Origin of the sequence: Paenarthrobacter sp. (genome assembly GCF_031180005.1) — a bacterium.
Classification (GTDB): domain Bacteria; phylum Actinomycetota; class Actinomycetes; order Actinomycetales; family Micrococcaceae; genus Arthrobacter.
Genome location: NZ_JAPSHI010000010.1, coordinates 102666 through 116389 on the forward strand (window position 1 = coordinate 102666; position 13724 = coordinate 116389).

General features: G+C 62.7%; 15 protein-coding genes. 5 read left to right on the forward strand and 10 right to left on the reverse strand.

Features of this window, described 5'->3' with window-relative positions; all coding sequences use genetic code 11:
• Positions 1 to 102: 102 nt before the first annotated feature.
• On the reverse strand, positions 103 to 1773 hold the full coding sequence (gene purH, locus RIF72_RS09700; RefSeq protein ID WP_309074602.1) for a bifunctional phosphoribosylaminoimidazolecarboxamide formyltransferase/IMP cyclohydrolase: 1671 nt from the start codon (positions 1771 to 1773) through the stop codon (positions 103 to 105).
• Between the two features lie 402 nt (positions 1774 to 2175).
• Entirely contained in the window at positions 2176 to 3105 is a 930-nt protein-coding gene (locus RIF72_RS09705; protein WP_309074603.1) for a hypothetical protein, read from the reverse strand.
• A 236-nt stretch (positions 3106 to 3341) separates the two neighbouring features.
• Between RIF72_RS09705 and RIF72_RS09710 the strand changes: the two genes are divergently transcribed.
• From RIF72_RS09710 to RIF72_RS09720, 3 genes are read left to right on the forward strand one after another with little or no spacing between them, the layout of a single operon-like run.
• Positions 3342 to 4289 (forward strand): BadF/BadG/BcrA/BcrD ATPase family protein, encoded by a 948-nt coding sequence (locus RIF72_RS09710; protein WP_309074604.1) that lies wholly within the window; start codon positions 3342 to 3344, stop codon positions 4287 to 4289.
• Positions 4264 to 5214 carry an N-acetylmuramic acid 6-phosphate etherase gene (gene murQ / locus RIF72_RS09715; RefSeq protein WP_309074605.1) on the forward strand — a complete coding sequence of 317 codons (951 nt, stop codon included), beginning with the start codon at positions 4264 to 4266 and terminating at the stop codon, positions 5212 to 5214. The genes RIF72_RS09710 and murQ overlap by 26 nt, the downstream gene beginning before the upstream one ends.
• Before the next feature lie 50 nt (positions 5215 to 5264).
• Positions 5265 to 6617, forward strand: a complete 1353-nt coding sequence (locus RIF72_RS09720) for an MFS transporter (protein ID WP_309074606.1) — start codon at positions 5265 to 5267, stop codon at positions 6615 to 6617.
• A 71-nt stretch (positions 6618 to 6688) separates the two neighbouring features.
• Here the strand turns inward: RIF72_RS09720 and RIF72_RS09725 are convergent, their stop codons facing one another.
• Together RIF72_RS09725 and purN are read right to left on the reverse strand one after the other, a co-directional pair.
• Positions 6689 to 7624 carry a hypothetical protein gene (locus tag RIF72_RS09725; protein WP_309074607.1) on the reverse strand — a complete coding sequence of 312 codons (936 nt, stop codon included), beginning with the start codon at positions 7622 to 7624 and terminating at the stop codon, positions 6689 to 6691.
• A gap of 119 nt (positions 7625 to 7743) precedes the next feature.
• Positions 7744 to 8325: a phosphoribosylglycinamide formyltransferase gene (purN, locus tag RIF72_RS09730; RefSeq protein WP_309074608.1), complete on the reverse strand. Its 582-nt coding sequence runs from the start codon at positions 8323 to 8325 to the stop codon at positions 7744 to 7746.
• An 11-nt stretch (positions 8326 to 8336) separates the two neighbouring features.
• Here purN and RIF72_RS09735 point away from each other — a divergent pair, with 11 nt between their 5' ends.
• Positions 8337 to 8786: a hypothetical protein gene (locus RIF72_RS09735; protein WP_309074609.1), complete on the forward strand. Its 450-nt coding sequence runs from the start codon at positions 8337 to 8339 to the stop codon at positions 8784 to 8786.
• Between the two features lie 41 nt (positions 8787 to 8827).
• On the opposite strand, the gene RIF72_RS09740 is transcribed toward RIF72_RS09735, so the two are convergent.
• The 4 genes from RIF72_RS09740 to RIF72_RS09755 form a co-directional block, all read right to left on the reverse strand.
• Complete coding sequence (locus RIF72_RS09740; RefSeq protein WP_309074610.1) at positions 8828 to 10159, reverse strand: DUF6350 family protein; 1332 nt, start codon at positions 10157 to 10159, stop codon at positions 8828 to 8830.
• A 461-nt stretch (positions 10160 to 10620) separates the two neighbouring features.
• A complete protein-coding gene (locus RIF72_RS09745) occupies positions 10621 to 10998 on the reverse strand; it encodes a hypothetical protein (protein WP_309074611.1) in 378 nt (125 codons plus the stop codon).
• Entirely contained in the window at positions 10995 to 11429 is a 435-nt protein-coding gene (locus RIF72_RS09750; protein ID WP_309074612.1) for a J domain-containing protein, read from the reverse strand. The genes RIF72_RS09745 and RIF72_RS09750 overlap by 4 nt, the downstream gene beginning before the upstream one ends.
• A gap of 227 nt (positions 11430 to 11656) precedes the next feature.
• Entirely contained in the window at positions 11657 to 12079 is a 423-nt protein-coding gene (locus RIF72_RS09755; RefSeq protein ID WP_309074613.1) for an HSP20 family small heat-shock protein, read from the reverse strand.
• Between the two features lie 154 nt (positions 12080 to 12233).
• On the opposite strand from RIF72_RS09755, the gene RIF72_RS09760 reads away from it, so the two are divergent.
• Positions 12234 to 12677: a MerR family transcriptional regulator gene (locus RIF72_RS09760; protein WP_309074614.1), complete on the forward strand. Its 444-nt coding sequence runs from the start codon at positions 12234 to 12236 to the stop codon at positions 12675 to 12677.
• 152 nt (positions 12678 to 12829) lie between these two features.
• On the opposite strand, the gene RIF72_RS09765 is transcribed toward RIF72_RS09760, so the two are convergent.
• Positions 12830 to 13252: a hypothetical protein gene (locus RIF72_RS09765; protein WP_309074615.1), complete on the reverse strand. Its 423-nt coding sequence runs from the start codon at positions 13250 to 13252 to the stop codon at positions 12830 to 12832.
• A complete protein-coding gene (locus tag RIF72_RS09770; protein WP_309074616.1) occupies positions 13252 to 13716 on the reverse strand; it encodes a type II toxin-antitoxin system antitoxin SocA domain-containing protein in 465 nt (154 codons plus the stop codon). Before RIF72_RS09770 ends, RIF72_RS09765 begins: the two co-directional genes overlap by 1 nt.
• Positions 13717 to 13724: the final 8 nt, after the last annotated feature.

Below are 13724 nucleotides of genomic sequence, written 5' to 3' on the forward strand. Positions count from 1 at the left end.
TTAAGCACGACGGCGGCCGTCCCCTTGCGGGGGCGGCCGCCGTTGCGTTGTGCTGCTTTGTGCCGCTTTGCGCCGCTTTGTGCCGTGCGGCTGGGCCTTCTTCTAGTGGAAGAAGTGACGTGCTCCCGTGAAGTACATGGTGATGCCGGCAGCGTTGGCCGCGGCGATGACTTCCTCGTCGCGGACGGAACCGCCCGGCTGGACGACGGCGCGGACACCGGCGTCGATCAGGATCTGCAGCCCATCAGCGAACGGGAAGAACGCGTCCGAGGATGCAACTGCACCGCGTGCGCGCTCAGGTGCGTCGCCAGCGCTGGCGTTCGACGCACCGCCGGCACCTTCGACGTCGGACTCCACCTTCACGCCCAGCGTGTTGGCGCGCTCCACGGCAAGGCGGCAGGAGTCCAGGCGGTTGACCTGGCCCATGCCGATGCCCACAGCTGCACCGTGGTTGGCGATCAGGATGGCGTTGGACTTGGCGGCGCGGCAGGCAGTCCAGGCGAAGGCGAGGTCGGCGAGCGTTGCTTCGTCGGCGGCTTCACCGGCTGCGAGGGTCCAGTTGGCGGGGTTGTCGCCGTCGGCGTCCACCTTGTCGCTCATCTGGACCAGGACGCCACCGGAGACCTGGCGCATCTCGGAGGGGTAGCGGCCGTAGCCCTCGGGCAGGGCGAGGAGGCGGATGTTCTTCTTCTTGGAGAGGATCTCCACGGCTTCTGGCTCGAAGTCCGGGGCGATGACAACCTCGGTGAAGATGTTCGCAACAGTGCGGGCCATGCCTGCGGTGACCGTACGGTTCGCAGCAATGACGCCACCGAAAGCCGAGACGGGGTCGCAGGCGTGGGCCTTGGCGTGGGCGTCAGCGATCGGATCCGCAGCGTCGGCGGAACCAACAGCTACGCCGCACGGGTTGGCGTGCTTGATGATCGCAACGGCGGGCTCTGCGAAGTCGAAGGCAGCGCGAAGGGCGGCATCGGCGTCGACGAAGTTGTTGTAGCTCATGGCCTTGCCGTGCAGCTGATCAGCCTGGGCGATGCCGGCCGGGGCAGCCTTGTCCGCGTAAAGTGCGGCCTGCTGGTGCGGGTTTTCGCCGTAACGGAGGACCTCGGAGCGTTCCAAGGACAGACCTGCATAAGCGGGCCAGTCGATGATGCCGTCGCCGTCTTCGTCCAGGAACTGGCTGGCGGTCCAGCTGGCCACAGCGTTGTCGTAGCTGGCCGTGTGGGCGAAGGCCTTGGCAGCCAGGCGGCGACGGGTGTTCAGGTCGAAGCCGCCGTGTGCTGCGGCGTCGACTACTGCGCCGTAGAAGTTCGGGTCCGTGACAATGGCGACCGCTGCGTGGTTCTTCGCGGCCGAACGCACCATGGCGGGGCCTCCGATGTCGATCTGCTCAACAACATCGTCCTGTGCCGCGCCGGACTTCACGGTCTCGACGAACGGGTAGAGGTTCACCACAACGAGGTCGAAAGTCTCGATCTCCATGCCCGCGAGGGTGTCCATGTGCGCCGGGACGCGACGGTCAGCCAGGATGCCGCCGTGCACGCGTGGGTGCAGGGTCTTGACGCGGCCGTCCAGCATTTCCGGGGAGCCGGTGACTTCTTCGACTTCCTTGACCGGGATGCCTGCGGCGGCGATCTTCTTGGCGGTGGAGCCGGTGGAAACAATGGCGACGCCAGCTGCATGCAGGCCCTTCGCGAGCTCCTCCAGTCCCGTCTTGTCGTAAACCGAGATCAGTGCACGGCGGATGGGAACACGGTCAAGCTGCGTCAAGCTCACAAAAGTCTCCGTCTTAGTTCGCGTAAATGTCGCGGGTGGTGTCGCGGGTGTGGGATACGGAGAGTTTATCGCGTTTCGTGATTGGTCCCGTTTTGCGTCTCGATACCCCCTGCGTTGCGAGGCCCACTCAGCGCCCTCAGCGTGCCCCATACCCTGCACACCAGGCCCCACAAGTTACCCTCCTGCGTTGCGAGGCCCACTCAGCACCCATAGCGTGCCCCATACCCTGCACACCAGGCCCCACAAATTACCCCCCTGCGTTGCGAGGCCCACTCAGCACCCATAGCGTGCCCCATACCCTGCACACCAGGCCCCACAAACCCACCCCCTGCGTTGCGAGGCCCGATCTGCGCCCTCAGCGTGCCCCATACCGCGCACACCAGGCCCCACAAACCCCGCTCCTTACGACGCCGGCCCTCGCCACCCGCGCGACACCAACGCATCGCGCACCTTACGTTCGGCGTTGGCCCATCCGCCTTTCATCTGAACATCCGAGAACTTCAGCACGATCCACCCCATTGCTCGAAGCCGGTCGTCGCGTTCGATGTCCTTACCCCACTGCACTGGGTCGGATCGATGATGATCCCCCTCATACTCCATGGCAATTTTGTATTCCTTGTATTGGAGGTCCGGCGTGGATACATACCTGCCTTGTTCATCGAAGACCGGCTGCGTGACCGCTGGCTCCGGCAGCCCGGCGTCGACGATTTTCAACCGCAGCCGGGATTCCTGAGGAGAGTCCACCCCGACGCGCAGTAACGGCAGTATCTCCCGGGCCATCCTGATTCCCTTGACCTTCGGCCGCCGGTCAATGACTTCCTGGATTGCCTCGATCGAAGACAGCGGATTCTCCCGAGCCAACAGAAAGTCGCCGGCCGCCACGAGCGAAGACCGCCCCATGTGCCTGGCCAAATCCATCCAGGTCCACTCGGGCGACGTCAGTTGCACCCCGTTCACAGCACGAACGTCTCGGGCCAGCAACGGTGCTCGATGCCCGACCACGCCGCGACGTTTGACCCGCCCGATCTCGTGTCGTCGCGTCACGTGAATAACGCCGTTGTTGCCCTCCTCCTCGAGATATATCGGAAGGGGGATCGACCAGAGGAGCGCAGCGGTCACATGGCTGACCGCACAACGGGGAGTGACGGCCGTGTGCAGCCGTGCAAGTAGCGCCACGTTGGGGCTATCGCTCCGGTCAAGCCGGATTCCCCGGCTGGGTGTGATGAGGCCTGCCGATTGAAGCCTCCCGCGTGGCACGCCGGCCGCGTAGGCGTCTCTGACAAGGAAGCCTTCCGGGTTGATCTCCGACGGCAAAGGAATAGGTTTCCGCATTGGACCATGCTTGCCGGAAACGGCCAGTAGCGTTGCGTTATCCACAGATTTGGCCCCTGAAGGACGCTGCGACTATTCCTCCACAGAAGTTGCGAGGCCCGCTCTACACGCAAAGCACACCCAATACCCAGCAGAACTGGCCTCACAACGCAGGGTCCACCCGTTGCGAGGCCCGCTCTTCGCCCCATTTCGCGGGTTTGCCACGCAGATCAGGCCCCGCAACATAGGGTTGATCCATGGAAGCCACCGAGGTCGTTCTTGTTGCCGATGTAGGAAAGAGCCGTTGCCGCGTTGAGTTGCGCAGCGGGCCGGACTTGCTGGGCGCCGCCGACCAGCATGGCTTCCCCGGCGTACACGTGGACAACGGGCCCACCCTCGCGTTCGAGCTCCTCCTCGAGACGTTCAGCCTCTTGCCGCCAAGCCTCCCCTTAGCTGGGGTTACCAGCGTTGGCGCCGCAGTTGCCGGCGTCGAAGCGTCCGCGGAGAAGTCCCAGGAACTGGCCACCATGTTGTCCCGAAGGTTCTCGGTTCCTGCAGCGGTCCTCTCAGATGCGACGGCCGCCCAACTCGGCGCTCTCCAAGGCGCCCCCGGCACCACGCTCATCGTGGGCACGGGTGCCGTGGCCTTCCGCTTCGATGAAGCCGGCGTCCTGCACCGGGCCGACGGCTGGGGGCCCTATCTGGGCGATCGCGGCAGCGGACGATGGATCGGCCAGCAAGGACTGCAGGCAGTTCTTGAAGCGCACGACGGCGGCCCGGCCACGTCGTTGTCGGCCGCAGCCGGCGCCCTGGTGGAGTCACCGGAGATGCTTCCAGGCTGGCTCGCCTCCAACGAGAACCCTTACCGGGCTATGGCCCGTTTCGCGCCGCTGGTTCTGCACGCAGCGGAGGCGGGTGACGCCGTCGCACATGGCATCATCGACGAGTCGTGCCGCATCCTGACCCATACCGTGGGGCTCGCCGCTGGCGGCGACAACGGCAGCACACCCCGCGTGGCGATGCTGGGCGGAGTGGTGGAATCGGACTTCTTCGCCGCGCTCTTGCGGAAGTCCCTCGCTTCGGCTGGGATTGAGGTGGTTGCACCGCTCGGCGATGGCTTGGACGGCGCTGCCCTCGCTGCGACGCGCCGCGGGCTCATCCAGGAAAGGTACATCCACCGTGACGGAACAAACTGGCCCGACTAACGCCGACAAACTAGCGGGCCTGCGCACGGAACTCGCCGGATTGGCGACTGAGGCCACGGCCGAGGGCCTGGAGAATCTGGACATCCTGGGCACCGAAGAACTGGTTGCGGCAATGCTTGCCCACAGTGCAGGAGTACACGCCGCCGTGGAAGCTGCGAGTCCCGCCATCGTTCAAACCGTCGACGCCGTCGCGGAGCGGCTCCAGCGCGGTGGCCGCCTTTTGTATGTGGGAGCCGGAACGGCCGGACGACTGGGTGTGCTCGACGCAAGCGAATGCCCGCCTACGTTCGGCACCCCGCCGGGACTCGTCGTCGGACTTATTGCGGGCGGAGTCCAAGCAATCCAGAAACCGGTTGAGTATGCCGAGGACAACGCGACTGCCGGCGCGCGCGACCTTCACCACATCAACGTGACCGAAGCCGATGCCGTCGTGGGTATTACGGCCTCGGGCCGGACGCCCTACGTGATCGGTGCCCTGGAAGAGGCCCGGAAGCGGGGTGCGTTTACGGCGTCGCTGGCCTGCAACAAGGGCTCGGCCGTCAGCCATCTGGCGGATGCCGCGATCGAGGTTGTTGTGGGTCCGGAGTTCATCGCGGGTTCCACCAGGCTGAACTCGGGCACGGCGCAGAAACTTGTCCTCAACATGATCAGCACGTTGGTGATGGTGAAGCTGGGTAAGACCTACGGGAACCTCATGGTGGATCTGCGCGCCACGAACGAGAAGCTGTTGGCCCGCTCGCAACGAACGGTCCAGCACGCAACCGGCGTGTCCGCCCAAGAAGCTGCTGATGCTTTGGACGCTGTAGGTGGCTCTGTGAAGGCGGCCATTTTGGTGCTCCTGACGGGCATCGAGGCTGGCCAGGCCAAGGGTGCTTTGGAAGAAGCCAGCGGTTTCCTGCGAAGGGCCATCGAGAACCAGAAGTAACTGGACGGCGGTGTTGGCCCCAGCGCATAAAGTTGCATGCAGGAGGGCAAATGAATACATATACAGCCGTGCCCAGCGGCGAACAAGTTGTGCAGGAACTGCCATGGCGGTGGAAAGTCCAAGGACGGATTTTCCTCATCGGCGGGCTCGGGTTCATGTTCGACGCGTGGGACGTCACGCTCAACGGCATCCTGATTCCGCTGCTCTCCAAGCACTGGTCGCTGCAACCGGCTGACGCCGCATGGATCGGCACTGCCAACCTGATCGGCATGGCCGTGGGTGCGTTCGCGTGGGGCACCATTGCCGACACCATCGGCCGCAAAAAAGCGTTCACCGCCACCCTCCTCATTTTCAGCATCTTCACGGTCCTGGGCGCTTTCTCCCCTGACATCGTGTGGTTCTGCGTCTTCCGCTTCATGGCCGGCTTCGGCTTGGGCGGCTGCATCCCCGTGGACTATGCATTGGTGGGTGAGTTCACGCCCCGCAAGCAAAGGGGCAAGGTGCTCACGGCCATGGATGGTTGGTGGCCGATCGGCGCTGCGCTCTGCGGTTTTGTCTCGGCCGGCCTGGTTGCGGCGTTTGGCGACTGGCGGTTCACCATGCTGATCATGGTGCTGCCCGCGCTGCTCGTTTTCTGGGTTCGGCGTTCTGTTCCCGAGTCGCCGTTGTTCCTGATTCGTGCGGGCCGGCGGGCTGAGGCGGCCGCGGTGATTGATGGTTTGGTCAAGGCAACTGGCGCAGAGCCGCGCGCTTACAGCCTGCCCGAACCCCAGGCCGCGCCGCGTCTCTCCCCCGGCAGCGCGTGGACGCAGCTCCGGCGGATCTGGCAGTTCAACTGGAAAATCACGACGGCGGCCTGGGCTTTGTTCTTCAGCGTCCTGTTGGTCTATTACTTGTCGCTGACTTGGATGCCCCGGATTCTCATCGGAGCCGGATTTGAGGAGTACAAGGCGTTCGTCACGACGGCAAGCATGGCCGCCGTCGGACTCTTGGGCGTGGTGGTCGCGGCGTTGCTGGTGGAGCGTGTGGGCCGCAAGTGGATCCTCGCCGTTACCGGTCCATTGTCCGCGCTGACGCTGGTGATCGTGGCCATTGTGGTGGACGTTCCTTCGGCGGCAGTGTTCTGGCTGCTGGTGTTCGGCTTCGTGGTGCAAGTGGCTATTCCTGTGCTCTATGCGTATGTGTCCGAGCTGTATCCCACCGAGCTTCGCGGATCGGGCTTCGGCTGGGCGTCGACGTTCTCGCGCATCGGCGCAGGCTTCGGTCCCTTGGTGTTTGCTTCGTTCTTCTGGCCGGAGTTCGGATTGGCGCAGTCGTTCGCGATGGCTGGTGGCCTGGTGCTGCTGTCCGTGTTGTGGATGGCGTTCTTCGCTCCGGAGACAAAGCAGCGCGTCCTCGAGTAGCCGCACTCCGTGTACCCAACTGAGTAGCAGTTCAGGTCGTTCCCAGCGCTGAGAACGACCTGATCTGCGACCTACTTGGGTGCCCAGCCACGTTGTTCGAGCGCGCGCCTCACCTTGGCAACTGCGGTTGTCGCACCCGTAGACATGTGACGCTTGGAGATTCGCACGAGGATCCATCCGGCACGGCTGAAATCCTCCTCACGGGCAATGTCCCTCACGATCTGCTCCGGATCCGAATGCCCTTCACCTTCGTATTCAACGGCAACGCGCTGCACCCGGTACGTGAGGTCCGGTTGACGTACGACGCCGGGACTTAGCTCGGTGCGTACGTTGACTTCCGCTGTGGGCAGGCCAGCCCACTTTAGCGCCAGCCTGAGCCTGGTTTCGGGTGCGGAGTCGGCACCAACGCACGCCTGTTCCAAAGCTAGTCGGGCTTTGCGAATACCCGGTGTCCCCCAGTGTCGGTCGAGCATTTCTTCGAGCTCATCCATGGTGCAGTACGGCTCACTTCGTCCTTCGAATTCCGGCCTGGGTATACGCAGCAAATGATCGGCCACGACAGTAATCTCGTCGATGTCCATCTTCCGGGTACAGTCCAGCCATGTTCGAGCCCGGCTGGTGATGAGCAGGCCATTGAACGCAGTGATTTCATCCTCGAAGAACTGTCCCCGATGTCCCACTACTCCGGCGCGGCGGGGAATCGCCATGGTGTCTGGACGGGAGATGTGGATACCGGGTCTGTTACTCCCCGGCAGGAAACCCGGAAACCCCCACAGCGAAAAGGCAGTAGCATGCGAGGCGGCGGAGAACGATGTGACATGGGTCAGCGGACGAACGCCATGGATCATGTCCATCTCGACATCCTGCTGCGATACCCGGATTCCCCGGCTTGGCGAGACAAGGCTCGGGTGCCGCAGCCGCCGTCGTGAAACACCGGCGTCGAGCGCCTGCTGCAAGGTAAAGGACGTTGTTGTCAGTGTCTCGGGCAGTGCGCGGGGATACTTCATGCCCCATGCTGACAAAATCAGCGCTCGCGTGGAGCGTTATCCACAGCCTTCGACGCCGGAGCGCAATCTGTGTAGCAGATCAGGTCGTTCCCAGCGCTGAGAACGACCTGATCTGCGACTCAGTTGGGTGAGGGTGTGGGGGCGGCGGCGAGGTCTGCCAAAGTCTGGACCAGCAGGCGGCGCTCCACTACCTTGATGCGCTCGTGCAGGGATTCTTCGGAGTCCTCGGGGAGGACAGCAACAGCTTCCTGCGCTATGATCGGGCCGGTATCCACGCCGGCGTCGGCCCAATGGACTGTGCAACCCGTGACTTTTACGCCATATGCGATGGCGTCGCGCACACCGTGGGCGCCCGGGAAGGACGGCAGCAACGCGGGATGCGTGTTGACGTACTTGCCGCCGAAAGCGTCGATGAAGTCGGCGCTCACGATCCTCATGAAACCGGAGGAAACCACCACATCGGGCTTGTAGGACAGGACTTTGTCGCGCAAGGCGGAATCCCATTCGGCACGGGTTTCAAACGAGTTGAAATTGACCACGAACGTCTCGATGCCAGCCTCGTCAGAGCGTTCCACGCCGTACGTGTCGGGCCGGTCGGCGCCCACTGCGGCGATCTCGACATCCAGTTCACCCGACTTCACGGCATCGATGACAGCCTGAAGATTTGAACCGGTTCCGGAGACGAGGACAACAATGCGCATTGCACTAGCTTATGGGCGGCTCGCGTAGGCTGGAAAACATGAATCCCGACGTCGGTTCCAAGCCGAGCCAACAACCCCGCTCCGAGGCCGAAAAGTCCGCCCTCGGCGTGAGCCAGAACCTCTTCCGCGCTTTCCTTTTGGCGGCCTTGGGCGCGTTCTTCGTGTTCTCCCTGAACGTGAACTACGTATGGTTGAGCGCCATCCTCACGCTCGCAGCCTTGGTGTTGGGCATCGTCGTCCTGGTGCGGACGCTAAAGCACAAGCACCCGAAGCTCATGCTGTTCGGGACAATTTCCGGCCTGGTTGTCACGGCGGTCATGTGCTTGCTGATCCTGACATCCGCGCTCTTCTTCAACCAGGTCAGTACTTACCAGGACTGCTCACGCGGTGCGCTGACGGAATCCGCCAAGACACAGTGCCTGACGCAGCTCGAGGACTCAATGCCGGGGCCGCTGCGCTAAAACCCGCTCCGGCATCCCTGCGGTAATTTGAGCGAACCCGCTCAGGCGTGTTCGTCGTCGTACGCTACTTCGTCGAGATTGGCCTCGCGCAGCTTCTGGCGGCGTTCCAGCCACGGCCCCACCGCGTAGCCAATCACGACGCCGATGCCCACTTCGGCGGCCAGCCAGACTGCCGTCCACATCGGGTGGGGTCCGATTTCCGTGAGCCGGCCAATACCGGCCGAACCCCGAGCGATCCACGCCAGAGCACCGCCGAGAAGCCCTGCAACGATGCCAATAAAAGCCCCCAGGAACAGGGTGGAGGCGGCGGCAGTGAACCAGCGGGCTTTGATCTTGATGGAGAGCCACTCGTCGAAATGGTTCTCGCCTTCACGCAGGAACCACCAACCCGCCAGGATGCCGGCGACGACGGGAAGCGCCAAAGCCATGGCACCGGCGTCGAGCTGTCCCGCGGGAAGTGCCCCAAGAACCGGAACCGCCGGAAGCGGTCCGACGGCGGTACCCAGCGGACCCGCTGTTGAGCCGACGCCGAGTGAGAAACCAGCACCGGTGGACCAGGACAGGGCGAAAATGACGAGGTTTGGCAGGAAACCGAGCTGCGCGATGGTGAGCACTGCCCCGCCCATAGCGCCGGCCTGCAGACCCTCGTAGACGGCGATAATGTCCGTCCAATGCCACACGATGGTCACAGCCAGCAGCAGTGCTGCCAAAGAAACGGAAGCCATCGTCGCTACGAAACCGGCCTTCAACGCCGAGCCCACATATGAGCCGGCCCAGCGGGAATGCTGACTGGTTTTGGCAAGCCAGGCGACGGCGTCGACGCCGATCAGTCGGCTCCACGAGCCCGCTTCGCGTCGGGCGCCCACGATCATGCCGAGGCCGAAGGAGATCAGCGGGATGGTCATGGCGAACCAAAGATTGATGACAACTTCGGAGGTGCGGCAGACGAATCCCGTGGCCGTCCCGAATGCCGCGTACACCACGAACGCGCCAAGGAACGCCTGCCACAGTTGGTCGGTGTACGACGCCCGGGCGAGTCGACGGCCCGCACGCCAAGCGAGCAGGAACGGAATCAGTGTCAGGCCCAGCGGGATGAGGGACAGTAGCCCTGAGCCTGGTTGGGCCGCGGTGCCAAGGTTGACGTGCGCCAGTTCCAACGGGACACCGTGGATCAGCAGCCAGGCTTGGCCGGCGAGGCGCGCAAGGGCGTCCACGTTCCGGTTCTGGAATCCGTCAGTAGCCCACACTCCCACCAGCGGAAGAATCACGACAATGGCTGAAATGAACGCTGCCTGAGCCGCTTCCAAACCACCCTGTAGCCAAAGGGGCATCGGGAGGCCACGGTTTCCGGTCTGATCAGCGCGCAGTTTCATCGTGATCTATCGTGCCACGGCAGGCAGCGCTCCCCCGGCAGGCACCCCTGAAATACAGTGAATTCCAGCGCTTTTTCCCCTAGGCCGCCGTAAAATGGGAGGTGTTCTCCCGGGGACGGAGCCCTCTCAATGACCACCTCAGCTTCGCCCCGCCCTGCACAGGATTTTGAAAGGCCCGGAAACAATCGAAGCCGGGAACTAGGAGCGGCCAATGGATAGGTGTCACAACTCATAACAGAAAGTCGTACTAGCAGCTGGTGCAGCCGCCTTGGGATTCTTTCCAGAGGCTGCACCAGCCTTCTTTTTGGGGTCCTGCGCCGCCCAAACCGACCTGCGCCATGCAAATTCACTGCCGCTGCTCACATCCAGGTGGCGCGGATGGACATCGACGGCCCTCAGGAATTTGGGTGTCAGGAATGGTGGACAACGGGGCGCCAAGTACGTGCCAACCCCGCCGGACATTAGGGCTGGAGTCCGTAGATGAACTCCTTGGCGTGGTTGACGGCCTTCTTGAACGCGTCGTTGCGGAGTGTCACCTGTTCCCTGCTGGCGCCGCCGCTGGGTTCCAGGAACGCCGTTGGCCCTGGGCGGAGCATCCAGATGTCTCCGGCCGGTGGGAGGTAGAAGACGCCGAAGGACCGGTGCTCGGGGTCGTCAGTCCAGATGGGGACCACGGCGACGGCAGCCCCGGTGTCCGGATTGATCCATTGAGCGCGCGGCAAGGGTTGTTCGTGGACTTCGGGGTCCAGGAACGGGGCCGTCCCTCTCCCCCAGCGTTTCTCGAACCGCTCGTAGAACGCTGGAATGATGTGACCGTCGTACGGACGCCAAGCACTCATGGATTACTCCTCGGTGATCTCAGATTGCGGGGTGAAGGTTCCCAACGGGGTGGTCCAAACGCGAGCGGCGACTGGTCCCGGTCGCGGCCGGCAGAGTCCCGGCCCGTGGTTGTTTCGCGCCGATGGAACCGGACCTTCACCGGCGTTCCGCCCGTTCCGCCCAATCCGCCCGCTCCGCCATCAGCGCCCGGACTCAGCCGCGCATGATCGTATGCCGCCCGCTTCCCTGGGTCCGACAAAACGACGTACGCCTGCATGATGGCGTGCAGTTCCTGGAGGTCGGCCGCGGAGGTGGTGTCGCCGTCGTCGACCCTTTGGCGCGTGTCCGGGTGGTGGGTCCGAAGCAGCGTGCGGTAGGCGCGGCTGATCTCACGGGTCGTCGCGTCCGGCGACACGTGAAGAGTGGCGTAGTGGTCAGGTTGCGTGCTCACTGCTTGCTCCGGTTCCTGCTGCGGATTTGGAGATGGCCCCCGGCTGAGCCGGGGGCCATCAATCGGGAGACGACGGGCGGGGGCCGCTTTCATGTGCGCTAAAAAACGCTGTGACGTGGCGCGAAGCCTGCGCCCAACTATTCCGATGCAGCCGCCTCCGTTGTTCCCGGCTGGCGCCCTGCCGCGGTTGGCCACCCCGGGTGAGCCTTCCGGCAGGGCGGACGGGATTAGGCGTTGATTTCCTGCCTCTGCCCGCTGGATTGGATCTCGATGCGCCGTGGCTTGGCCTTCTCGGCGACGGGGATGCGGAGGGTGAGCACCCCGGAGTCGTAGCTGGCCTGGACGCCGTCGGTATCCAACGTGTCGCCCAGGATGAGCTGGCGGCTGAAGACGCCCTGCGGGCGCTCGGCGGCGATCATTTCGGTGTTCTCGCCCGCGGGCGACTTGCGTTCTGCCTTTACCGTGAGGACGTTCCGTTCAACGTCCAGCTCAACTGAATCAGGGCTTACACCAGGCAGATCGAAGGCAACAACAAATTGTCCGTCCTCCTGCCATGCGTCCATCGGCATTCCGGCCGGGCGTGCTGTTGTGCCAAAAACCTGTTGGGCGAGCCTGTCGAATTCGCGGAACGGGTCAGTGCGCATCAGCATGTGGTTCTCACTCCTTTGGATCTTGATGCTGATTCTGTTGTTGGTACCAGCCTGCTCAGTCCTGCTTGATCTGTATTGGCTGGTATAGATTTTTTATAGCACCGGTGAGAGAGTTGATGCAAGTAGTTTTCCGGAAGATTTTTGGAGGTCTTTGATGGCAGCTTCGGATACTGAGACTGCCGCAGAGGAGTACGACGGCGGCGAGGTCGCCTCTACGAGCGACGGTGCCTCAGGTGAGGGCCCGGCTGATGACCGGGACGCGCGCGGGGTCTACGCGATCTCGGTGGCGGCTGAACTTGTGGGCACAGGGCAGCAGAACATCAGGCAGTATGAGCGCAAAGGGCTGCTCACCCCTGAAAGGACCGACGGCGGCACTCGTCGCTACAGCGAAAGCGACCTTGCGACGCTGCGCAGGATCGGGGTGTTGTTGGACGAGGGGCTGAACCTGGCCGGCGTGAAGTTGGTGCTGGAGTTGGAAGCGGAGAACCGGGGGCTGACCGAGGACAACCGCGGTTTAGCTGACGATAACCGGGACCTGCGGGCGGACAACCGAGGGTTGCGGAAGGATCTGAAAAGGGCGCGGGGCCGCGGCGACTAAAGTACATCATCAACCGCCAGAGATGCGGAAGCCGCACCTACCATCGGAATATTCCCAGCCGGGGCTCCACCCCATGAAACACTCAAGCCCGGACAGCCATCCACGTCCCCTTGGGCAAGGCAGCAGGTGGTTAAGTCTGCCTGCAAGCAGCCTCAACCGTGATCATATAAGTCCCCAAATTGAGGCTCCAGCCACACGATGTGGTACACATCCCCCACTCGGACACCAGCCATCGGAAGCAAACCCGAATACCTCAAAACGAGAAAATTCTCTACGTCGCCAAAAACTCTGGGAATTGCAGCTCGTATCGAAGATGCCGGCATCTTTTCGGATCCAAGACCATGTTTGGGGGCCTGTTGTATTTCCGTCCACGTCATCCCCCTTCGCTTGAACAGCGCCATTGCAAATTCCGCCCGCGCTTCTTTTGACAAGTCTTCAACGGAAAACCCGGACTGCATATGATTCAGACAAAATTTGACGTTATTCTGTGCCGTGGTTGTCGTCTTGGTTTCTACGGCAAGGACATTCCCAGAATTCTGCGGGCGCTTGCCCTTTTTCACGCTACGGCCGCTCATCAGGCCGGAGTAATTTTCGACTTCCCAGCGAAGTAGGCTTTCAAGTCGTCCTTCGGAATCCTAATGAACCGCTCATCGGGAGTGAAGTGCTTGAGCCAAGGTTCCTGCGTGTGCGTGATGTTTCGTAGCTTCCAAGCAGCCATGGCACCATAAGTGTTCCAACAAGCTACAAGGAATTCTCCTACTTCGACCTCGTAGGAATCCCAATCAAACGCAGCATCGTCTGGCTGTATATTGCCAGATCCAAATTTCTTATACTCGCGATACACCGATGGAACAACCGGACCGTGAGCCCACGCTTCCATGTCGTCTTCAAACAACGGAGAGCCCCCCGTTAGATCCATGAAGTGGCCTTGGGCGAAGTAGAGGAGCTTTTGAAGCTTGAGATTAGAAAGCTCGGCATCCTCGGCCGCTGCCCACTCGACAAACCAACGCGCAATGTCAATGGCTGAGTGCTTCGTCATCTGTTCCT

Coding starts and splice junctions, on each gene's coding strand:
- RIF72_RS09705 (WP_309074603.1), bottom strand. CDS start 3,105: ATGCGGAAACCTATTCCTTTGCCGTCGGAGATCAACCCGGAAGGCTTC.
- RIF72_RS09710 (WP_309074604.1), top strand. CDS start 3,342: ATGGAAGCCACCGAGGTCGTTCTTGTTGCCGATGTAGGAAAGAGCCGT.
- RIF72_RS09720 (WP_309074606.1), top strand. CDS start 5,265: ATGAATACATATACAGCCGTGCCCAGCGGCGAACAAGTTGTGCAGGAA.
- RIF72_RS09725 (WP_309074607.1), bottom strand. CDS start 7,624: ATGAAGTATCCCCGCGCACTGCCCGAGACACTGACAACAACGTCCTTT.
- purN (WP_309074608.1), bottom strand. CDS start 8,325: ATGCGCATTGTTGTCCTCGTCTCCGGAACCGGTTCAAATCTTCAGGCT.
- RIF72_RS09735 (WP_309074609.1), top strand. CDS start 8,337: ATGGGCGGCTCGCGTAGGCTGGAAAACATGAATCCCGACGTCGGTTCC.
- RIF72_RS09740 (WP_309074610.1), bottom strand. CDS start 10,159: ATGAAACTGCGCGCTGATCAGACCGGAAACCGTGGCCTCCCGATGCCC.
- RIF72_RS09745 (WP_309074611.1), bottom strand. CDS start 10,998: ATGAGTGCTTGGCGTCCGTACGACGGTCACATCATTCCAGCGTTCTAC.
- RIF72_RS09755 (WP_309074613.1), bottom strand. CDS start 12,079: ATGCTGATGCGCACTGACCCGTTCCGCGAATTCGACAGGCTCGCCCAA.
- RIF72_RS09760 (WP_309074614.1), top strand. CDS start 12,234: ATGGCAGCTTCGGATACTGAGACTGCCGCAGAGGAGTACGACGGCGGC.
- RIF72_RS09765 (WP_309074615.1), bottom strand. CDS start 13,252: ATGAGCGGCCGTAGCGTGAAAAAGGGCAAGCGCCCGCAGAATTCTGGG.
- RIF72_RS09770 (WP_309074616.1), bottom strand. CDS start 13,716: ATGACGAAGCACTCAGCCATTGACATTGCGCGTTGGTTTGTCGAGTGG.